Source organism: Tropicimonas sp. TH_r6 (assembly GCF_033101155.1).
In the GTDB taxonomy this organism is placed as follows: domain Bacteria; phylum Pseudomonadota; class Alphaproteobacteria; order Rhodobacterales; family Rhodobacteraceae; genus Tropicimonas.
This window is the reverse complement of sequence record NZ_JAWMPX010000004.1, coordinates 118,513-139,141: the sequence shown is the minus strand read 5'-3', so window position 1 is coordinate 139,141 and position 20,629 is coordinate 118,513. Positions and strand designations below refer to the sequence as shown.

Annotated in this window: 21 protein-coding genes and 1 tRNA gene; 10 read left to right on the top strand and 12 right to left on the bottom strand. The window is 61.4% G+C overall.

Annotation, left to right across the window (positions count from 1 at the left end; all coding sequences use genetic code 11):
- The first annotated feature begins 55 nt into the window (after window positions 1-55).
- From R3X27_RS06165 to R3X27_RS06150, 4 genes are all read left to right on the top strand, one after another.
- A complete protein-coding gene (locus tag R3X27_RS06165; protein WP_317707953.1) occupies window positions 56-1,075 on the top strand; it encodes an amino acid ABC transporter substrate-binding protein in 1,020 nt (339 codons plus the stop codon).
- Window positions 1,076-1,204: 129 nt separating this feature from the next.
- Window positions 1,205-2,521: an ABC transporter permease subunit gene (locus R3X27_RS06160; protein WP_317707952.1), complete on the top strand. Its 1,317-nt coding sequence runs from the start codon at window positions 1,205-1,207 to the stop codon at window positions 2,519-2,521.
- 1 nt (window position 2,522) lies between these two features.
- Window positions 2,523-3,812 carry an amino acid ABC transporter permease gene (locus R3X27_RS06155; protein ID WP_317707951.1) on the top strand — a complete coding sequence of 430 codons (1,290 nt, stop codon included), beginning with the start codon at window positions 2,523-2,525 and terminating at the stop codon, window positions 3,810-3,812.
- An 11-nt stretch (window positions 3,813-3,823) separates the two neighbouring features.
- On the top strand, window positions 3,824-4,615 hold the full coding sequence (locus R3X27_RS06150; protein WP_317707950.1) for an amino acid ABC transporter ATP-binding protein: 792 nt from the start codon (window positions 3,824-3,826) through the stop codon (window positions 4,613-4,615).
- Window positions 4,616-4,686: 71 nt separating this feature from the next.
- Here the strand turns inward: R3X27_RS06150 and R3X27_RS06145 are convergent, their stop codons facing one another.
- The 3 genes from R3X27_RS06145 to R3X27_RS06135 form a co-directional block, all read right to left on the bottom strand.
- A complete protein-coding gene (locus R3X27_RS06145; protein ID WP_317707949.1) occupies window positions 4,687-5,046 on the bottom strand; it encodes a ribbon-helix-helix domain-containing protein in 360 nt (119 codons plus the stop codon).
- A 352-nt stretch (window positions 5,047-5,398) separates the two neighbouring features.
- Window positions 5,399-5,474, bottom strand: a tRNA-Ala gene (locus tag R3X27_RS06140).
- 68 nt (window positions 5,475-5,542) lie between these two features.
- The gene (locus R3X27_RS06135) at window positions 5,543-5,863 is read right to left on the bottom strand and encodes a TIGR02300 family protein (protein ID WP_317707948.1); all 321 of its coding nucleotides are present in this window, start codon (window positions 5,861-5,863) and stop codon (window positions 5,543-5,545) included.
- A 101-nt stretch (window positions 5,864-5,964) separates the two neighbouring features.
- Between R3X27_RS06135 and R3X27_RS06130 the strand changes: the two genes are divergently transcribed.
- Window positions 5,965-6,663: a SprT family zinc-dependent metalloprotease gene (locus tag R3X27_RS06130; RefSeq protein WP_317707947.1), complete on the top strand. Its 699-nt coding sequence runs from the start codon at window positions 5,965-5,967 to the stop codon at window positions 6,661-6,663.
- 31 nt (window positions 6,664-6,694) lie between these two features.
- Window positions 6,695-7,366, top strand: a complete 672-nt coding sequence (locus tag R3X27_RS06125; protein ID WP_317707946.1) for a GntR family transcriptional regulator — start codon at window positions 6,695-6,697, stop codon at window positions 7,364-7,366.
- Here the strand turns inward: R3X27_RS06125 and R3X27_RS06120 are convergent.
- The 4 genes from R3X27_RS06120 to R3X27_RS06105 form a co-directional block, all read right to left on the bottom strand.
- Window positions 7,347-7,949, bottom strand: a complete 603-nt coding sequence (locus R3X27_RS06120; RefSeq protein WP_317707945.1) for a thymidine kinase — start codon at window positions 7,947-7,949, stop codon at window positions 7,347-7,349. The genes R3X27_RS06125 and R3X27_RS06120 overlap by 20 nt on opposite strands.
- Window positions 7,950-8,032: 83 nt before the next feature.
- The gene (gene deoD, locus R3X27_RS06115) at window positions 8,033-8,737 is read right to left on the bottom strand and encodes a purine-nucleoside phosphorylase (RefSeq protein WP_317707944.1); all 705 of its coding nucleotides are present in this window, start codon (window positions 8,735-8,737) and stop codon (window positions 8,033-8,035) included.
- A 73-nt stretch (window positions 8,738-8,810) separates the two neighbouring features.
- On the bottom strand, window positions 8,811-9,131 hold the full coding sequence (locus R3X27_RS06110; RefSeq protein ID WP_317707943.1) for an H-NS histone family protein: 321 nt from the start codon (window positions 9,129-9,131) through the stop codon (window positions 8,811-8,813).
- Between the two features lie 120 nt (window positions 9,132-9,251).
- Window positions 9,252-11,219 carry a protein meaA gene (locus tag R3X27_RS06105; protein WP_317707942.1) on the bottom strand — a complete coding sequence of 656 codons (1,968 nt, stop codon included), beginning with the start codon at window positions 11,217-11,219 and terminating at the stop codon, window positions 9,252-9,254.
- A 285-nt stretch (window positions 11,220-11,504) separates the two neighbouring features.
- Here R3X27_RS06105 and ccrA point away from each other — a divergent pair, with 285 nt between their 5' ends.
- The 4 genes from ccrA (at window position 11,505) to R3X27_RS06085 (ending at window position 16,454) form a co-directional block, all read left to right on the top strand.
- Entirely contained in the window at window positions 11,505-12,788 is a 1,284-nt protein-coding gene (gene ccrA / locus R3X27_RS06100; protein WP_317707941.1) for a crotonyl-CoA carboxylase/reductase, read from the top strand.
- A gap of 603 nt (window positions 12,789-13,391) precedes the next feature.
- Window positions 13,392-14,105 (top strand): LuxR family transcriptional regulator, encoded by a 714-nt coding sequence (locus R3X27_RS06095; protein WP_317707940.1) that lies wholly within the window; start codon window positions 13,392-13,394, stop codon window positions 14,103-14,105.
- Window positions 14,106-14,222: 117 nt separating this feature from the next.
- A complete protein-coding gene (locus R3X27_RS06090) occupies window positions 14,223-14,861 on the top strand; it encodes an acyl-homoserine-lactone synthase (RefSeq protein ID WP_317707939.1) in 639 nt (212 codons plus the stop codon).
- A gap of 66 nt (window positions 14,862-14,927) precedes the next feature.
- The gene (locus R3X27_RS06085; RefSeq protein WP_317707938.1) at window positions 14,928-16,454 is read left to right on the top strand and encodes an ATP-dependent RecD-like DNA helicase; all 1,527 of its coding nucleotides are present in this window, start codon (window positions 14,928-14,930) and stop codon (window positions 16,452-16,454) included.
- A 3-nt stretch (window positions 16,455-16,457) separates the two neighbouring features.
- Here R3X27_RS06085 and R3X27_RS06080 read toward each other — a convergent pair whose 3' ends face one another.
- From R3X27_RS06080 to lgt, 5 genes are all read right to left on the bottom strand, one after another.
- A complete protein-coding gene (locus tag R3X27_RS06080) occupies window positions 16,458-17,069 on the bottom strand; it encodes a Hint domain-containing protein (RefSeq protein WP_317707937.1) in 612 nt (203 codons plus the stop codon).
- 495 nt (window positions 17,070-17,564) lie between these two features.
- Window positions 17,565-17,711 carry a hypothetical protein gene (locus R3X27_RS06075; protein WP_317707936.1) on the bottom strand — a complete coding sequence of 49 codons (147 nt, stop codon included), beginning with the start codon at window positions 17,709-17,711 and terminating at the stop codon, window positions 17,565-17,567.
- A 109-nt stretch (window positions 17,712-17,820) separates the two neighbouring features.
- A complete protein-coding gene (pgeF, locus tag R3X27_RS06070) occupies window positions 17,821-18,576 on the bottom strand; it encodes a peptidoglycan editing factor PgeF (protein WP_317707935.1) in 756 nt (251 codons plus the stop codon).
- Complete coding sequence (locus R3X27_RS06065) at window positions 18,573-19,646, bottom strand: class I SAM-dependent methyltransferase (RefSeq protein WP_317707934.1); 1,074 nt, start codon at window positions 19,644-19,646, stop codon at window positions 18,573-18,575. The genes pgeF and R3X27_RS06065 overlap by 4 nt, the downstream gene beginning before the upstream one ends.
- On the bottom strand, window positions 19,643-20,569 hold the full coding sequence (gene lgt / locus R3X27_RS06060; RefSeq protein WP_317707933.1) for a prolipoprotein diacylglyceryl transferase: 927 nt from the start codon (window positions 20,567-20,569) through the stop codon (window positions 19,643-19,645). Before lgt ends, R3X27_RS06065 begins: the two co-directional genes overlap by 4 nt.
- Window positions 20,570-20,629: the final 60 nt, after the last annotated feature.

The following is a 20,629-nucleotide window of genomic DNA, read 5'->3' as shown; positions in this document are numbered from 1 at the left end:
AAAAAAAAATATATCCCGATCACTCACGGACCGGGACCATCAGGAAGAGGTACACATGAACAAGACCGTATTCGTTGGGGTAATGGCGCTTGCCGGCATGTCCGCATCCGTCGCGGCCGCCGGTCTGCTGGACGAAGTCAAGACGCGTGGCACGCTGAACTGCGGCGTTGCCACCGGCGTTCCCGGCTTTGCTGCCCCTGACGCGAATGGCGAATGGCAAGGCTTTGACGTCGCCGTCTGCCGCGCTGTCGCTGCTGCCGTTCTCGACGATCCGACCGCTGTCGAATTCGTTCCCACCACCGGCAAGACCCGCTTCACCGCGCTGGCCTCCGGCGAAATCGACATGCTGGCCCGGAACACCACCTGGACCTTCTCTCGTGACGTCGACCTCAAGTTCGATTTTGTCGGCGTAAATTACTATGACGGTCAGGGCTTCCTGGTTCGCAAGGATCTCGGCGTTTCCTCGGCCAAGGAACTCGATGGTGCCACAGTCTGCATTCAGACCGGCACCACCACCGAGCTCAACCTTGCGGACTTCTTCCGCATCAACAACATGGAATACGAGCCGGTTCCGATCGAGACCAACGCCGAAGGGCAGCAGCAATATCTGGCCGGCGCCTGTGATTCCTACACGACAGACGCCTCCGGCCTCGCCGCCACCCGCGCCACTTTCGAAGACGCCGCCAACCACGTGATCCTTCCGGAGATCATCTCCAAGGAGCCGCTGGGGCCGCTCGTTCGCCATGGCGACAACGAATGGGCCGATGTCGTCCGTTGGACGCTGAACGCTCTGATCGCCGCCGAAGAGCTCGGTGTGACTTCTGCGAATGTCACCGAACTGGCCGCTGCTGCCGGCAACAACCCGGAGATCAATCGTATGCTCGGCACCGAAGGTACGCTGGGCGAGATGCTCGGCCTGCCGGCTGACTGGGCCGTCAAGGCGATCTCGGTCAATGGCAACTACGGCGAGATCTTCGAGAAGAATATCGGTGAGACCACCCCGATTGGCCTCGCGCGCGGCCTGAACGCGCAGTGGACCTCGGGCGGCCTGCTCTACGCGCCGCCGTTCCGCTAAATTGATCGGGGAGGGCGCGGCTGTGGTCGCGCCCTTTCCCCATCCTCCCCCAACAAAGATAACATCCGGGCCGAGGAGAGCGGGCGTCAGATCCGCACAAGGGAAGCCCAGGAAGCCGCAGGGATAATCATGACCTCACTGACCGACCCGCCGAAGGAGTCGTTCAGGCTCGGCATGCTGATCTACGACACCCGCTATCGCTCCCTGACCATTCAGGTCGTCGCGCTAATCGGGTTCATGATCTTCGCCGCCTGGCTGATCAACAACACGCTGTACAACCTTGCCGAACAGGGCAAGACCATCGGTTTCGGATTTCTCAGCGACACCGCCGGATATGACATCAACCAGAGGCTGCTCGATTACAATTCGCAGTCGAGCCACTGGCGTGCGGCCATTGTCGGGCTGCTGAACACGCTTCTGGTGGCTTTTCTGGGCTGCATTACGGCGACGATCATCGGTGTTTTTGTCGGTATTCTCAGGCTTTCCAACAACTGGCTCATCGCTCGGCTGATGACGGTCTATGTCGAGATGTTCCGCAACGTGCCGGTGCTGCTCTGGATCGTCTTCACCATGGCGATCATGATCGAGACCCTGCCCGCACCGCGCGCCTTCAAGGGCGAAAACCCCACGGCCTCCATGGTGCTCTTCGACACGGTGGCCTTCACCAATCGCGGTGTCTATATTCCCGAGGCGTTGTTCAGCCGCGGGCTGGGCGACCTGCCGATCCTGCCGGATCGGGACAGCGCGGCCTGCCAACCGGGAGAGGATGGCTCTGTCGATGACGCCTGTGGCGTCTTCCAGATCAGCCTCGACCTTCTCCTGATCGCCTTTGTTTTCGGCGGTGGGCTTTACGCCTCCGCCCGTATCCGGAAACGAGCCGACAGGATCCAGAACGCGACGGGCGATCGACCCAAAACCTGGTATCTCCGTCTCGCCGTTATTGCCGTTCCCACGCTCGCCGTGCTTGTCGCACTTGGCTTTCATCTCGGGTATCCGGAGCTCAAGGGCTTCAACTTCAAGGGCGGCACGCATCTGCGGAACTCGCTCCTCGCGCTCTGGCTGGCGCTTTCGCTCTACACGGCGGCTTTCATCGCCGAGATCGTGCGGGCCGGTATTCTCGCCATTTCCAAGGGCCAGACGGAAGCGGCGGCTGCGCTCGGCCTGCGGTCGAACCGAATCATGAACCTCGTGATCCTGCCGCAGGCATTGCGGGTCATCATCCCGCCACTGATCTCCAACTACCTGAACCTGACCAAGAACTCTTCCCTGGCCATTGCCGTGGGCTACATGGATATCACCGGCACGCTTGGTGGCATCACCATGAACCAGACCGGCAAGGAGCTCGAATGCGTTCTCATGCTGATGCTGGTCTACCTTGCCATCTCGCTGAGCATTTCGGGCGTGATGAACTGGTATAACGAACGCGTCAAACTGGTGGAGCGGTAAGATGGCTGATATTCACTTCGTCCGCAAAGCCATGATCGAGGAACAGGAGCCGCCGGCGGCGACCACCGGGGTTGCTGGCTGGATTCGGGAGAATCTTTTCTCCTCGCCGCTCAACGCGGTCCTTTCCATCCTGTCGCTGGGCTTCGTCGTCTACGTCCTCTCGGCCTTGCTGCCCTGGGTCATGTCGCCGACATGGTCCGCTGCCTCGCTCAACGAATGTCGCGAACTCATCGGCGGCGGGCATGGCAAGGCCTGTTGGGGCGTGATCCGGGAACGCTGGCTGCAGCTCATGTTCGGTTTCTACCCCAAGGAGCTTTACTGGCGGGTCGTGCTCGACTTCGCGCTGCTGCTCGTCGCAGTGGCGCCCGTGCTCTTCAACACGCTGCCGCGCAAGATGCTGATCTTCTCGGCGATCTACCCGTTCCTGATGCCCTGGTTGCTCTGGGGCGGTTCGATCTGGAACCCGGTCGTCGCGGCCGCCGGTTTCGTGCTGGGATTCCTGGCGCATAAATACGCCAAGCCGGTGCTCGGCGGGCTGACTGCGGTCATCCTCGCTTTCCTGGTTCCGGTGTTGTGGTGGTTCTTGCTGGCAGGTCCTGTCGCCGACGGGCTGGCCTCGGTGCTTCCGCTGGCCCTCGAAACCGTTGAGAGTCGCAACTTCGGCGGCTTCATGCTGTCGATCACCATCGGCGTCGTCGCCATTGCCATCTCGCTGCCCATCGGCATCGTGCTGGCGCTCGGGCGGCAATCGGACCTCTTCATCGTCCGGTCGCTTTCGGTTGGCTTCATCGAGTTCATCCGCGGCGTGCCGCTGATCACGCTTCTCTTCGTCGCCTCGACGCTGCTGAACATCTTCATGCCACCGGGAACCGATTTCGACATCATCCTGCGCGTCATCATCATGGTCACGCTCTTTGCCTCCGCCTATATGGCCGAGGTGGTGCGGGGCGGCCTCGCGGCCCTTCCCAGGGGCCAGTACGAGGCGGCTGACGCGCTTGGGCTCGATTTCTGGATGGCACAGCGGCTGATCATCATGCCGCAAGCTCTCAAGATCTCGATCCCGGGGATCGTCTCGACCTTCATCGGTGTCTTCAAGGACACCACGCTGGTGTCGATCATTGGCCTTCTGGACCCGATCGGGCTCTCCAACTCCATCCGTGCCGACCAGGCCTGGAACGGCGTTGTTTGGGAGCTCTACGGTTTCATCGCGCTGATGTTCTTCATCTTCTGCTTCTCCATGTCCCGTTATTCCATGTACCTGGAGCGCAAGCTTCAGACGGGCCACCGTTAAGGAAACGCCAAATGTCAGAAACCGCAGTTGAACGCCAGATCGACCGCTCGCAGATGGAAGTCTCCGACAAGCTGGCAATCCAGATCACCCATATGAACAAGTGGTATGGGACCTTCCACGTGCTCCGGGACATCAACCTGAGCGTCTATGAGGGCGAACGGATCGTCATCGCCGGGCCTTCGGGCTCGGGCAAGTCGACGCTGATTCGGTGTATCAACCGTCTGGAGGAACACCAGGCGGGGGAGATCATCGTTGACGGGACGGAGCTGTCTTCAGATCTGAAGAATATCGACAAGATCCGCTCCGAGGTCGGCATGGTGTTCCAGCACTTCAACCTCTTTCCGCATCTGACGATCCTGGAGAATTGCACGCTGGCGCCGATCTGGGTGCGCAAGATCCCCCGCAAGGAGGCGGAGGAGACGGCGATGCATTTCCTGGAGAAGGTCAAGATTCCCGAGCAGGCCCACAAATATCCAGGCCAGCTCTCGGGTGGTCAGCAGCAGCGTGTGGCCATTGCCCGCTCGCTCTGCATGAAGCCGCGGATCATGCTCTTCGACGAACCGACCTCTGCGCTCGACCCCGAGATGATCAAGGAAGTGCTGGAGACCATGATCCAGCTTGCCGAGGAAGGTATGACCATGCTCTGCGTGACCCACGAGATGGGCTTTGCCAAGCAGGTAGCCAACCGGGTGATCTTCATGGATCAGGGTCAGATCGTTGAGCAGAACGAGCCCAACGCGTTCTTCAACAACCCGCAGCACGAGCGTACCAAGCTCTTCCTGAGCCAGATTCTCGGCCACTGACACTCAACTCGCAAGATGACAGGGCCTCGGCATCAGCCGGGGCCCTTTCCGTTATGTCCTGTCGTTGAAAGCTAGTCCACCAGCCGGAGCGTCGGTCGTTTCTCGCGTTTGAGAATCGCGTCCGCGTCGAGGTCGCGGATGGGGGTGTCGTCATCGGGGATCTCGCCGCGTCCGAGCAAGTCGAGATAGCGCCCACAACAGACCCTCAGGAAGGACGAGAAGGTGCCGACCGTATGGTCCGCCTCGATTGCCTCTGAATAGAGTTTGTGAAGAAGTTCCTCGGTATTCATACCATCGCGATGTGCAATGCGGTCGAGGATACCCCAGTAAAAACTCTCGATTCGCAGCGCTGCCTCGGCGCCATCGACACGAATCTCGCGGGTCTCATATTCCCACAATGTAGTATCGGCTTCTATGAACAGGCGACACATAGGCGACCCCCAAACTGGAAATAGTCACTTTCTGCCACATCGGGCAGGGGAGCGTCTATCGGTCAGGACGCCCCGATGCGGATGTCACAACTCCTAAATCGTTATAGTGACTTTGGAAGCTCTTGAGAACCATAACGAAAGGTCAGCTGTCTTTCCGGTTCGCTGACCCTGTTCGAACATGTCGAACAGTCGGCGCGGTTACTCCTTGTGGGAGATGAAATCCGGCATCCGTTTACCAAGTATCGTAGGGGTGCCAAGGTGTAGGCTCTGTGTCAAATGCACATGGCCGAGCTGACTGGGGGCGACGGCGATCTACCTGAAACAGGTTTTATATCAAATGCTTGAAGTGATTTGGTGGAGCCACGGGGAATCGAACCCCGGACCTCTTGCATGCCATGCAAGCGCTCTCCCATCTGAGCTATGGCCCCGGTAGCGCGGTGTCTATTCACCGGCTGGAGGGAGTTCAAGAGAAAAATGAACTCCCACCGGAAAGTTTTTACGAGTCGTCCTCGTCGGTTCCGACATCGGCAATTTCCTCGAGCGGGACGTTGTCTTCGTCGGCGTCGTCATCGAGCACGTCATCGCCGAGATCGGCGTCATTTTCGAGGACATCTTCCTCGTCATCGAGAACGACTTCCTTTTCAGGCTCGCTCTGTTTGTCCTTCTCGTCCTTGATCAGGACGCGATTCTTGTTGCCGGTGTCGAGCTGCACGACCTCGCCCGTGTAGGGGCTGACGATCGGGCTGCGGCCGAGATCGTAGAACCGCTTGCCGGTCGTCGGGCAGACGCGCTTGACTCCCCATTCTTCCTTGGGCATCGGATGATCCTTCATATAGGGCGAAGCATTGAAAAAAGGCCGATGCCACAGGTTGGCGGGTCTGTCAAACCCTAAGAGTGCAGGAATCGGGACAGCGAGCGATGAACGAATATGAGCTGCCGGGCGATCCGCCGATTTCGGTGGTGCTGCGGCCCTCCGCGCGGGCCCGACGATATTCGCTGCGCGTGTCCCGGCTGGATGGTCGGGTGACACTGACATTGCCCCGCTCCGCCTCTCGCGCCCGGGCCCTGGACTTCGTCCGGGAGAAGGCCGGATGGATCCGGGACAAGCTTGCGGAACGGCCCGAAGAGGTATCGGTCGCGGAAGGGGCGATGCTGCCGGTGGACGGGATCGAACTGGAGATCGCGCGGGGAAAGCGGAATGCGCTGCTCTTCGGGATGGGGCGGATCGAGGTCTCGACACGGAGCCATTCGGTGCCGGCCACTGTGACCGGGCTGGTACGGGAACATGCACGCAACCGTCTCGTGGCGGCTTGCGACGCCTTCTCGACAGAGCTGGGACGCCCCTACAGTCGGATCACCCTGCGCGACACCCGTTCCCGTTGGGGGTCCTGTTCGGCACAGGGGGCGCTGATGTTCTCCTGGCGGCTGATCCTGGCGCCACCAGACGTGCTCGACTACGTTGCTGCGCATGAGGTCGCGCATCTGGCGGAGATGAATCACAGCCCGCGATTCTGGGCTCAGGTCGAGCGGCTCTGGCCTGACTACAGGGCGCACCGCGCCTGGCTTCGAGAAAATGGCGAGACGCTGCATCGCTACAGATTCGAGACGACGCCTTGACCCTGTGCTGGCTGCGTGGCCATGATCAGGTATGTATCTGAACCAGCGCCCGTCCCCGAGTCCTGCGGCTCACACCCCGCCCACGGCCGCCGCGCATGACCGGCTCTACCGGACCATGCGGACCCGCATCATGCATGGAGAGGTTCTGCCCGGCCAGGCTCTGACCCTGCGCGGGATGGGCAAGGAGTTCGGGCTGTCAATGACTCCGGTGCGCGAGGCGTTGCGGCGACTCGTGGCCGAAGGGGCCCTGACCATGTCGAGCTCGGGGCGCGTGTCGACGCCGGAACTGACCAATGAGCGGATCGAGGAACTGGCTGCGCTGCGGGCGCTGCTGGAGCCGGAGCTGGCCTCACGCGCACTGCCGCGCGCCCACATGGCGTTGATCGAGCGGCTGCAGACGATCAACCATACCATCGGCAAGGTAAACTCCAGCGGCGACGCGCCGGCCTATATCCGAACAAATCTGGAATTTCACCGCACCCTCTATTTGCGGGCGCAGGCCCCGGCGATGCTGGCCATGGCCGAGACGGTCTGGTTGCAGCTCGGTCCGACAATGGGGATGCTCTATGACCGGCTGCGTCGTCAGGAAGCGCCCTACCACCACAAGCTGATCATTGCGGCGCTGAAGGCCGGCGACGAGCCGTCTCTCAAGCTCGCCGTGCGCAGCGATGTCACCCAGGGGCTCAGGCTTCTGGCGCAGTAGAGAGCGGGTCTCCGACAGCTTCACGCCAGTGGCGCCGACAGAGGGATACATAGGTCTCGTTGCCGCCGATCTGCACCTGGGCGCCCTCGCGCAAGGCTTGTCCGTCCGGTCCCATCCGAGCGACCATGGTGGCCTTCTTGCCGCAATGGCAGATGGTGCGGACCTCGCGCATCTCGTCGGCCAGGGCCAGCAGGGCAGCGGAGCCGGGAAAGAGCTTGCCCATGAAATCGACGCGCAGCCCGTAGCACATGACCGGGACCTTGAGGTCGTCAACCGCGCGCGCGAGTTGCCAGACCTGGGTCTCGCTCAGGAACTGCGCCTCGTCGAGGAAGATACAGGCGCAGGGATCGTCCTGCATCTTCTGTGCGATTTTCGCGAAGAGATCGTCCTCAGGCGAGAAGACATCCGCTTCCGCGCAGATGCCGATGCGTGAGCCGATCGTGCCGAAACCGGCACGGGTGTCGACGCCGGCGGTCAGCAGGTAGGTCTGCATGCCGCGCTCGCGGTAGTTATGTGATGCTTGCAGCAGAATCGTCGACTTGCCGGCATTCATGGTCGAGTAGTGGAAGTATAGTTTGGCCATAGGCTGCGGATAACGCGGGCCTCGCGTCTGGGCAAGCAGGCTATAGCGCGGGGCGGCGATCCGCCCCGCGCATTTCTGTCAGGTCAGGCGAAAGCGGCTTCCAGTGCGATCTCGACCATGTCGCCGAAGCTCTTCTCGCGCTGGTCGCTGGGCAGCGCCTCGCCGGTGACGAGGTGGTCGGAGATGGTCAGCACGGCGAGCGCGCGGCGGCCATAGCGGGCGGCGAGGGTATAGAGCTCGGCCGCTTCCATCTCGACGGCGAGCACACCGTGGCGGGTGAGTTGCTCCGTCAGGTCCGGGCGTTCGTCATAGAACACGTCCGAGGAATAGATGCCGCCGACATGGCACCCGACCTCGCGTGTTTCGGCGGCATTCACCGCCGCCGCGAGCAGCCCGTAATCGGCGCAGGGCGCGTAGCTCATTTCGCGGAAGAAGCCGCGCGACGGGGTCGAAATGGTCGAGGCCGTCATGGCGACGATGATATCGCGAACCTTCACGGCTTCCTGCATGCCGCCGGCGGAACCAATTCGGATCAGGGTCTGTGCGCCGTAATCACGAATTAGCTCATTTGCATATATCGACAGAGAGGGCATTCCCATTCCGGATCCCTGGATGGTGACGCGATTGCCCTTCCAGTTTCCGGTAAACCCCAGCATGCCGCGCACCTGATTGACGCAAACAGCATCTTCCAGAAACGTCTCCGCCGCCCATTTCGCGCGATAGGGATCGCCAGGCATCAGCACGGTATCGGCGATCTCGCCGGGATTTGCTCCGATATGAACTGTCATTTGTTCCTCCAATGAAAACGGACCGCGCGGGCGGTCCGTCAACTCTATCCAATTCTGAAACGGCTTTCGCCCCTCAGATGGCGAATTCCGCTATGTCGGTTCCGGAGGCCTCGGCATCCTTGATCCATTGCGGTTTGCGCCCGCGCCCGGTCCACGTCACCGACGGATTTTCCGGGTGGCGGAATTTCGGCGGATTCTTGGCTTTTCCTCGGGCCTTGGCCGGCGCAACGCCGGTCAGTTCCTTGAGGCTGAAGCCATGGGCCTGCGCGGCCTGCTCGACGGCATCCATAGCCGCCTGGCGTTCGCGTTCGGCAAGGGTCGATGCCGCCTTGTCGATTTTGGTGCGGAGTTCTTCAAGCTCGGACCGAGTGAGTGAGTCGAGATCGATTTCCATTCTTTACTCCCGATGGTTGCGCCTGTTTTTTGGTCACACTCCATCGGGGAATGCAATTGGGATATTGTTAATTCGGCATGGAATTGCCGGAAAAGACAGCCTCCGCACCTGTCCAAAAAATCATTGCGCGGCAATTTCCTCTGAATCCGCGAGGGCGACGATGTCCATCATGATCCGGTTCAGCTCGAAATCCTTGGGCGTATAGACCGTCCTGACACCCATTGCCCGAAGCTTTTCGGCGTCATCATCCGGTATGATCCCGCCAACGACCACGGGGATATTTCCCAGCCCGGCAATGCGCATCTTTTCCATCAGATCGGCAACGAGCGGAATATGACTGCCCGAAAGGATCGACAGGCCGACGACATGAGCTTCCTCGCGCTGCGCCGCCGCAACAATTTCATCCGGGGTCAGGCGGATGCCTTCATAATCGATATCCATCCCGCAATCGCGCGCCCGGAAAGCAATTTGCTCTGCGCCATTGGAATGGCCATCGAGGCCCGGTTTGCCCATGAGGAATTTCAGCCGGCGCCCCAGCTTGTCGGACACGGCGTCGACGGCCTCGCGAATCTCCTCCAGACCCTCGGTGCGGTTTGAAACGGAGCGGGAGACACCGGTCGGGCCGCGGAACTGGCCGAAGACCTCGCGCATGACACCGGCCCATTCGCCGGTGGTCGCGCCCGCTTTGGCCGCAGCGATGGATGGAGGCATGATGTTTGCGCCAGTCCGGGCCGCGTCGCGCAGCGCGTGGAGCGCCGTCGTGACGGCCACGCTGTCACGGTCGGCGCGCCAGGCATTGAGCCGGTCGATCTGGTCCTGCTCCATGGCCGGGTCGACGACCATGATGCCGCCTTCCTCGTCCATCAGTGGCGAAGGCTCGCCCTCGGTCCAGCGGTTGACGCCGACAACGGTTGTTTGGTTCGCCTCGATCTTGTTGAGACGATCCGCATTGGAATTCACCAGTTGCGCTTTCATGTAGTCGATCGCGCCAATCGCCCCGCCCATGCTCTCCAGCGTGGCCAGCTCATGGCGCGCGCCGTCCTTGAGCGCCTCGACCTTGGCCTCCACGGTCGGGTTGTTGTCGAACAGGTCCTCATATTCGAGAAGGTCGGTCTCGTAGGCCATGATCTGCTGCATCCGCAGGGACCATTGCTGGTCCCAGGGGCGCGGCAGGCCCAGTGCCTCGTTCCAGGCGGGAAGCTGGACGGCACGCGCGCGGGCCTTCTTGGAGAGCGTGACCGCAAGCATCTCGATCAGGATACGGTAGACATTGTTTTCCGGTTGCTGCTCCGTGAGTCCGAGTGAGTTGACCTGCACGCCATAGCGGAAGCGGCGGTATTTCGGGTCCTCGACGCCGTAGCGCTCGCGGCAGATTTCGTCCCAGAGATCGACGAAGGCGCGCATCTTGCACATTTCGGTGACAAACCGGATGCCGGCATTGACGAAGAAGGAGATGCGGCCAGCGAGCTTGGGGAAGTCCTCGGCCGGCACCTTGTCCTTCAGCCCGTCCAGCACGGCCTGGCCGGTGGCCAGCGCGAAGGCCAGTTCCTGCTCCGGTGTCGCGCCGGCTTCCTGCAGGTGGTAGGAGCAGACATTCATGGGGTTCCACTTGGGAACGGTCGAGTAGCAGTATTCGGCAACATCGGTGATCAGCTTCAACGACGGCTTGGGCGGACAGATATAGGTGCCGCGCGAGAGGTATTCCTTGATGATGTCGTTCTGGACCGTGCCCTGGAGGCTGGAGACATCGGCGCCCTGCTCCTCGGCGACCGCGATATAGAGCGACAGCAACCAGGGCGCGGTCGCGTTGATCGTCATCGAGGTGTTCATCTGTTCCAGAGGGATCTGGTCGAACAGCGCGCGCATATCGCCAAGGTGAGCGACGGGAACGCCAACCTTGCCAACTTCGCCGCGCGCCAGCACATGATCACTGTCATAGCCGGTTTGGGTCGGCAGGTCGAAGGCAACCGAGAGGCCGGTCTGCCCCTTGGCGAGATTGTTCCGGTAGAGGGCGTTCGACTTTTTCGCGGTCGAGTGGCCGGCATAGGTGCGGAACAGCCAGGGGCGGTCTTTCGTGGCGTCGCTCATCGGAGTCCTCCCGAGTCAGGATGGGCAATAAGATTTCGTTCTGAGTGAGTTATTCGAAAGAATGTGGCGCTGTCAATTCGCTGCGTTGCGGCGCAGCCGGGAAAGGTTGTTTTGCGAGCGCAGAAAAGGGTCGTTGGGTTGGTTCTGGCGCGACGCTGCGTTCCTTGGAGACATAAAGTTTCAAAATGTCGCAAACATGCATTGCAATGTTGCGTGGCGCGCCGTATCACAGCTCGAAACCCGCATTGATTCTGCGATGCGGCAAGTGCTGACAAGGAGGCTCAGATGGCTCTGGATGACATGACCCACGCTAGCTATGAGGCGCCTGAAAAGGACCTCTACGAGATTGGTGAAATGCCCCCGATGGGCTATGTGCCGAAGCAGATGTATGCTTGGGCGATCCGCCGCGAACGCCACGGCGAACCGGACAAGTCGTTCCAGGTCGAGGTTGTCGATACGCCGAAGCTGGACAGCCACGAAGTGCTGGTCCTCGTGATGGCCGCGGGCGTCAACTATAACGGCGTCTGGGCAGGGCTCGGTGTGCCGATCTCGCCTTTCGACGGCCACGGGGCACCCTACCATATCGCGGGCTCGGATGCGTCGGGCATCGTCTGGGCCATCGGCGACAGGGTGCGGAACTGGAAGGTGGGCGACGAGGTTGTGATCCACTGCAACCAGGATGACGGCGATGACGAGGAATGCAACGGTGGCGATCCAATGTATTCCCCGTCGCAACGGATCTGGGGCTACGAGACGCCGGACGGCTCCTTTGCCCAGTTCACCAATGTGCAGGCGCAGCAGCTCCTGCCGCGCCCGCAGCACCTGACCTGGGAGGAGAGCGCCTGCTACACGCTGACGCTGGCCACCGCTTACCGGATGCTCTTCGGTCATCACCCGCATGAGCTCAAGCCGGGCCAGAACGTGCTGGTCTGGGGCGCCTCAGGCGGGCTCGGTTCCTATGCGATCCAGCTGATCAACGCGGCTGGCGGCAATGCCATCGGCGTGATCTCGGACGAGGACAAGCGCGACTTCGTGATGAATCTTGGCGCCAAGGGTGTGCTGAACCGGAAAGACTTCAACTGCTGGGGTCAGCTTCCGACGGTCAACACGCCGGAATATGCCGCCTGGTTCAAGGAGGCGCGCAAGTTCGGCAAGGCGATCTGGGACATCACCGGCAAGGGCAACAATGTCGACATGGTGTTCGAGCATCCGGGCGAGTCGACCTTCCCGGTCTCCTCCTTCGTGTGCAAGAAGGGCGGCATGGTCGTGATCTGCGCGGGCACCACGGGTTTCAACTGCACCTTCGACGTTCGCTACATCTGGATGCATCAGAAGCGCCTTCAGGGCTCCCACTTCGCCCATCTCAAGCAGGCTGCTGCCGCCAACCAGTTGATGGTGGAACGCCGGCTCGACCCCTGCATGTCCGAAGTCTTCTCCTGGGACGAGATCCCGGCCGCCCACATGAAAATGATGCGCAACGAGCACAAGCCGGGCAACATGTCGGTGCTTGTCCAGGCTCCGACAACCGGTCTGCGCACGCTGGAAGACGCGCTGGAAGCCCGGGGCTAGGCATCGTTCTCCTGAAATGCACTGAGCCGTTGCCGGTTGATCCGGCGGCGGCTTTTTCCGTTCAGGGGCGTTCGTTGTCGGGCGCCAGACCCCGGGAAGGGCGAGGTGAAAGCGTCAACCGGAGGTCAAGCCAATCTACATGCGTATCGGGATCGGTGGAGCGCTGGCCATCTGGGCTGGGTCTGTCCTTGCGCGTGTCTGTTGTATTGTCAGGGATGACGGACCATGCAAGTAGGCCACGATGCCGTAAGGGTAGCGAATCGGTCGCAGATATTCAGAACTTGTCAGTGCTATTATGAAATCAGGTTGTTACCTGGGGAGACCTCGCTACTTTAGGGGAGGGCAAACCCGTGAGTTCTGCCGCTGAGTCTGTCGTGTTAAGGTTGTGTCAACGTTTTCCCGACGAAGCCAAGAAAGACTCTGTTATGACTCACGGGTGGATACTGGACGTCCTTGCCGACATCGGCGCTTACGCGCGTGAGCATGACTTACGCGCATTGGCCGAGCAGATGGACGATGCCAGGCAGGTTGCGAATATGGAGATTGCCACCCGGGCGTCGGCATCGGATGGGACCGAAAGGAGAGAGCCGTTCGCGGCAGATCATGGAGGAGAAGCTCGAGGCTTTATGTGAATCCGTCCAGAACGCGGAAGATGTGGGTGGCCTGCAGCACGCAACCGAAAAGCTGCGCGACTATTACACCATCTCCCATGTCGTATATCACTGGGTAAACTCCGTCGGTGAACGCTTCGGTGCCGGGACGTATAATCAGGATTGGGTCGATCGATATGTGGAGAAGGACTACCTTCGCATGGATCCGGTCATCCTTGGGTGCCTTCAGAGGTTCAACCCTGTCGACTGGAAAGAGCTCGATTGGTCCAGCCGTGCGGCGCGTGCATTTTATCGAGAGGCCGTTGATTACGGGGTTGGAAATCAGGGGTTGTCCATTCCAATTCGTGGCCCCTCCGGGCAATTTGCACTTTTTACGGTTTCCGACAATTCCGACGACTTTGCCTGGGCTACCTTTGTCGATCAGAACATGCGTGATCTCATGATAATCGCACATGAATTCAACAAAAAAGCGCTGGAATTCGAGCGCGGCGGGGATTCGGCTCCGGCCCCTGCGCTTTCTCCGCGTGAACTGGCTGCTATGGCCTATCTCGCCAAAGGCATGAGTCGCGCGCAGGCGGCGAAGGAGATGGAGATCTCCGAGCACACGCTGCGTGTCTACATAGAAGCGGCGCGCCATAAGCTCGGCGCACTCAATACGACGCATGCGGTCGCGCGTGCATTGTCCCGCGGTCTGATTGTTGTGTAATCAGTCCGGTCAGCGGTTTTTTGTTTCTGACCATGCGTTAATCTGTAAATTGGGTAGCTTTCTGTTAACCAAGTTTAGACAATCCTTCCCTCATCTGACGGAAAGGAGCCTCTCGTCATGCTGCGTTATGTATATGGAAATGAACTCGACCGCTTTGCCAAACTCCGGGACACTATGTTTGAGGATCGGGCGGAGCAGTTTTCGCGTCGTCTGGGCTGGGAAGTCTCGGTAAACGCGAAAGGAGAAGAGCGGGATCAATACGATGTGCTGAATCCGCTCTATGTGATCTGGGAGTTGGAGGATGGAAGTCATGGTGGGTCCATGCGCTTCCTGCCGACCACAGGTCGGACGATGATCAACGAACATTTTTCCCACCTTCTGGACGGGGTGACCATCGAATCACCCCTGATCTGGGAATGCACCCGCTTCTGCATCTCGCCGCGAGCCGATCGCCGAGCAGCTGCGGCGCTCGTCCTGGGCGGAGGTGAGTTGATGGACCACTTCAAGCTTTCGCATTTCTGCGGCGTGTTCGATCCGCGTATGGAACGGATCTACCGCCTCTACCATGTCGATCCGGACGTGATCGGATCGGTCGGCGAGGGAATGGATCGGATCGGTGTCGGCCTGTGGGAGATGAAACCGCAAGCTTGGGCGCCGACCCTGACACGCCTCGGCATCGACCGCGAAACCTCGATGAGCTGGTTCAACCGGTCTTTCAACCGCAACCTGGTTTCTCCGCTGGCAGCGACGGCCTGACACGAAGGACTGATTCGGCGTTCAGAGTGGCTGGCGCCCGGATTCTGCCCATTATAGGGTCCGGGCATGCCGCAGAACGCCCTCACATTCTCAGAAGATCAAGCGGACGCCTGGGATCGGGCCTCCGAATTACTGGCTTCGGCTGGGATCGACCTTCTGAACGAAGCGATAACGCCTCGAACCGACTCCGGAGCCGGGGTCCTCGCTGTGATCGGCAAGGCAGGCTCGGGCAAGACATTGCTTCTGGCACGTCTTGCGCAGGAGCTAGAGGAGGCCGGAGTCGATATCGTCTCCGGCGACTGGGAGGGGCGGCGGCGCAAGGATCGGCGCACGCTGGCCATTCTCGCACCGACCAACAAGGCGGCGAGCGTGCTGCGCTCGCGTGGCGTGCCGGCGACGACGATTCACCGGATTCTCTACACGCCGGTCTATGACCCGGAATATGAGCGTATCGCCGAATGGCTGGCGGGGCAGGGCGAGCGCCCTGAGATCGAGGGTCTGACCGATACAGCGCTCGACCGGGCTTACGCCTTCTATCAGACAAACAAGTCGATCCCCGGCGCACTTGCGGCGGCCGGACTGCGCGGGTCGGATTTCATCACGGGCTGGAAGCGGCGCGAGGAGCCGCTCGATATCGGCTTCGTTGATGAAAGCTCCATGCTCGACGCAAAGCAGTTCGACGATCTCCAGGAGATATTTCCCACGCTCCTGCTCTTTGGCGATCCGGCCCAGCTCGCGCCCGTCAACACGCCTGGCGGGATGGTCTTCGACACCCTGCCCGAGGCCCGTACCGCTGTGCTGCACCGGGTTCACAGACAGGCAGGCGACAACCCGATTCTCGACCTCGCCCATGCGCTCGCCGATCCGGAACTCGGTTTCGAGCAGTTCGAGTCGATGATCGAGGATGCCGCAAAGCAGGATGAACGCGTCCGGATCGGGCAACGGGTCGAGTCGGAGCTGATGGCGCGCTCGCCTGTGCTTGTCTGGCGCAACGTGACGCGGATCCGGCTGATCCACGCTTTCCGCACCGCTTTTGACGCGCCGGCGGACAGCCTGTTGCCGGGCGAGCCGCTGATATGCGACGGGATCGAACTGCCGATGAAACATCGCAAAAAGCGGCTCGACCTGGAGGCTCGCGGACTGATCAAAGGCGCGCAGGTGGTCTATCTCGGACCCGGCCGCAAACCCGGATTCTCGCAACTGCACGTGATCGGGGCGGAAGATCCGCGTCTCTCGGCCGCTTCGATCATCAAGATCGAGATCCCCGACGAGGAAGAACCTTTCATCCCCTTCGCCGCGCGAATGGGCGCGACCTTCCTGCATGGTTCGGCGGTGACGATCCACAAGGCGCAGGGGTCGCAATGGCCGGTGGTGCAGGTCTTCGCGCCCGATCTCTATGCGGCCGCGCGAGCAGGGCGGGTCGAGGCCGGGCAGCCGCTGTGGAAAAGACTCGCCTATGTCGCCATCACGCGCGCCGAGGAGCAACTCATCTGGGTTACGCGCTATCGGTTGGGCAAACCGAAAGCGGCGCTGGACACGAGCGACCTGCTGGCCCCGGCCCCGCTTCTCAAGTTGGAGGAGAGCGAGGCGTGACGGCTAGAGCCCGTCGCGCAGCCGCTCCAGTTCGAAGCTGGTCAGGCGCGGGATCGGCATCGGACCGAAGCCGTCCGGACCGTCGATATGCGGGAAAAGGTCGAGGAACTGAGCCAGTGTTTCGCACTCCAGCATCGATCCCAGACGCAAACCCGGATGGAAACTCTCAGCCTCGATACCGTTCGCGAAGACGGTCTGCTGGCCCGCGAAGCCGAGTTGATAGAGGGACATCGAGGCGACGGGTTTCAGCTCGATCACACTGACGCCGTCGATGAAACCATCGGCTGGCGCAAAGGCTTCGGTTGCGCCGAGCATCTCGCGGCAACGGGGCGAACGCATGAGGATCCGGGCGCGGGGGCCGAGGAGCAGGTCCGGCATGGGGCGTCCGAGGCCAAAGGAGTCAGCCGCGATTCGTGTCAGTCTGGGCTGTTCCGTGGCGAGTGATTCCCTTGGCAGGGAAAGCTCCATATTTCCCAGCCAGAGCAGCCTGTCAGGGCCGTTGGCGGTCTGCACACTGTCGCCGGGCAAAAGATCCTCGATGGCGGTCGGGCCAGTGGGCGTCGCGATCAGTGTCCCGCGTGCAAAGGCTGCAAATGCGTCCTCGAAGAGTGGCATGGCGGGAGCACGGCGGGAAAAACCGTGGATTTCTTCAGAAGGGGTCAGAAAGGCAACCTCATAGTGGCGCGAGAGAGGCGGTACGCACCGAGGTTGCCTATCCGATCGAGACGTCCTTTCGGACCGGTTGGCCGTCAGGCCGAAATCTGTCGCCGTGGCAACGCGGGCGTTCGCAAGTGGGGTAGGCATGCAATCGATCCTCTCGGATGGTCGCGTCTGCCATGGCCCCCACCAGGTCGCGTCGACGACGTGTCTTGTCTCTCAATAGGCTTAAATCCGCCGATACTGTCAATATTTTGCATCGTTTCTTCAGTCCGGAGGAGGCAATCCCTTACTTCTGGTCGAACTGTTTCTCAAAGCCAAACACGGTCGCCACATTTTGTCTGTTTGGGGCGAATCAAGGCGCCTACCGGCTGAGCAACCGGATGGCGTGCAGCAAAGCGTGCGGATCCCAGCGGATTGCTCCGCCCCCGGTGTCCGGCGTTCAGCATGAAGTCAGGCGCGAAGTGCTTCGGGGGCGTCGCGCTGTTCCCGGCGCAGGATCATCTCATCCCGTCGGGCGCCGCGTTCCCAAGGCATCTGGAAATCGCATTCTTCCGCTGCGATCAGGACCGATTTCAACCAGCGCTTCTCTGTTTTCATCGCTCTGTTCCTTCGCAATTGTCGGTCTAGGACACTGTTTCTCCGTTAAGGACAATCTGCCGGCGATTTTGGGCGGATTCAGGGCGGAACGTGGACAATCTCGAAACAGTTACAGGCGAATTGCGGCGATTAGCCGACCGTAATCAGCTTCCTTGCGATGCGTCGTGCGTCGGTAGGAGAAGAACCGTTCCGGGTCGGAATAGGTGCAATGGCGGGTCCAGGTCGCCTGGCCGATCCCCGCTCGTCGCATCCGATGCAGACCGAAGGCGGGAAGATCGAATTGCAGCTTCTCGCCGTCATCCCGGGTAAAGAAGCGTTGGTTTCCCGGCTCCTGCGCGATGAACTCCTCGTAAAACTCCCGGCCAACCTCATAGGCGCTCTGGCTGATGCAGGGGCCGATCACGGCAACCGTGTCCGAACGGTGGGCGCCAAGTTTCTCCATCCGATCCAGGGTGGCCTCCAGAACGCCCGACAGCGCCCCCCGCCAGCCAGCATGGGCAGCGCCGATCACGCCGGCCGAGTGGTCGGCAAAGAGCACTGGCTGACAATCGGCTGTCAGCACGGAGAGCGCGAGGCCGGGGCGGTCGGTGACGATGGAATCGACCCTCGGTGCCTCGGTGGGCGTGGCTTCGACCACCTCGACCTCGGCGGAATGGACCTGGTTCATGGAGATCAACTCGGCCGAGGTGACGCCGAGCGATGTCGCCACGCGGTCGCGGTTGATCGCCACGATCTCGGACTGGTCCGACGATCCGGGGCCGCAATTGAGCCCTTCGAACACGCCCGAAGAGGCACCACCGCGTCGGGTGAAGAAGCCGTGGCGCAGGGGAGAGAGGATTTCCGAGGTCAGAATTTCCAGCGTCATGTCTCAAATCCGGGTGGCGGCGCGGTGCCGTCAGGGTGAATGGCGATTGCCTTGAAGAGCGAACCCATTTCCTGCGGGTGGGTCAAGCGTCGATGCGCGGCAATGTGGTTTTCCAATGCGGCGGAATCGGGCATGGCGCGGGCGAGCGCCTGCGCCCGCTGGGTGATCCCGAGACGTTCGAGCAGCACGCCCTGCGCTATCAGGCTGCTTGTTGCCGCACCGGCCGAGGCAGCTGCGCGCGCGATGGCTTCGAAATCGACATGGGCGGTCAGGTCGGCCCTGCCGGGGCTCTTGAACGGGTCAACGGGAGCGTGCTCTTGCAGCGCCTGCAACGTGTCGCCGCGCGAGCGCCAGTTGCCATAGTCGATGAACACAGCCATGCCGCCATTGCGGGCGATCCGCTCGGCAAGCTCCGTGACCAGCGCGGGCAGGGCCGGACAGAGCTCGACGATCTCGCCCGGATGTGTGTCGGCGAGGCGGTAATCCAGATCGGGAACCGGGACGGGGGCGGCGAAGCTGGAGCGAAAAGCGCCTTCTTCTGAAAAGATGACATGTTCGCGCCACCCATCGGCGGCACGCTGGAATTGTCGGATCGGAAGCGCGTCGAGAAATTCGTTGGCGATGAAGTAGAGGGGCGCGTCGGGCAGATCGCCGATACGGTTCATCCACTGGGCCGGGTACGGCGAGACCGCGTCGCGCTGGAGGTCGCGCAGGCGGGCACTGGCCTCGATGAGGCGGATGTCGAATGCGTCCGGCAGGCCCGGGATCGGGCGCATGGCCCGCAGCATGTCGGCCATGAGCGTACCACGGCCCGGCCCGGCCTCGGCCAGCACGGCGCCGTGCGGAGCGCCTTGGTCCAGCCATCCCTGTGCGAGCGCAAGACCGAGCAATTCGCCGAACATCTGGCTGATCTCCGGCGCGGTGACGAAATCGCCGGCCGCCCCGAAAACGGGCGCGGTTGTGTAATATCCATGCTCCGGGTGAAGCAGGCATTCGGCCATGTAGTCGGCCAGCGTGAGCGGGCCGGTCAGGGCGATCCGTTTGTGCAGAATGTCGGCCAGCGGGGTCATTTCGGTGCCGGGGTCTTGCGGCGCGCGACTGCGATCAGAGCGAGGCCAAACACGATCATCGGCAGGGACAGCAGCTGTCCCATGGTAACGCCGATAGCGCCAGAGCCGATGACAAAGCCGATCGGGTTGTCCGGCGTGATGAACTGTGCATCCGCCTCTCGAAAATACTCGATGATGAAGCGGGCGATGCCGTAGCCAGCGAAAAAGGTGCCGGCGATGAGGCCCGGTCGCTTGAATGCGCCGCGTCGGAAGGCCAGCCAGAGCAGGACCAGTCCGAGGATCAACCCTTCGAGGGCAGCCTCGTAGAGTTGGCTCGGATGACGCGCGAGTTCGTTTCCGTAATAGAACCACTCCCCGGGGACGCTGCAGCCCTGCCAGGCTGGATCGACGCAGCGGGTAGGGAATTTCATGGCCCAGGGGACATCCGATGGCCGTCCCCAAAGCTCGCTATTGATGAAATTGGCCAGCCGACCAAAGAAGAGCCCGATCGGTGCGGCAATGGCGAGCGCATCGGCGGCGCTCAGGCGCGGGATTGCGTGGCGGCCGGTGAAGATCCATGCCGCGATCACGACGCCAATCAACCCGCCGTGAAACGCCATGCCGCCTTCCCAGACGGCAAGGATCTGGGCCGGGTTGGAGAGGTAATGGTCGGCCTTGTAGAAGAATACGAAGCCGAGGCGGCCTCCAATGACCACCCCGAGGATGACCCAGGTCAGCAGGTCCTCGACCTGTCGCGGCTCCATCGGCGGGGTGTTCTGGGGCCAGAGCGTCGGGCGTTTGAGCAGCGTCACGATCAGGCGCCAGCCGATGAGCAGCCCGGCAATATAGGCGAGCGCGTACCAGCGCAGAGCGAACTCCATACCGAAGAGGGAGACGGAAAACAGCTCGGGGCTGAACTCGGGGAAAGGGATAACGGCCTGCATGGTTTACGCTCTTGATCGCCTCGATGTGGCAAAGTCAACCTTGAGGCTGCCCGCCCGCAA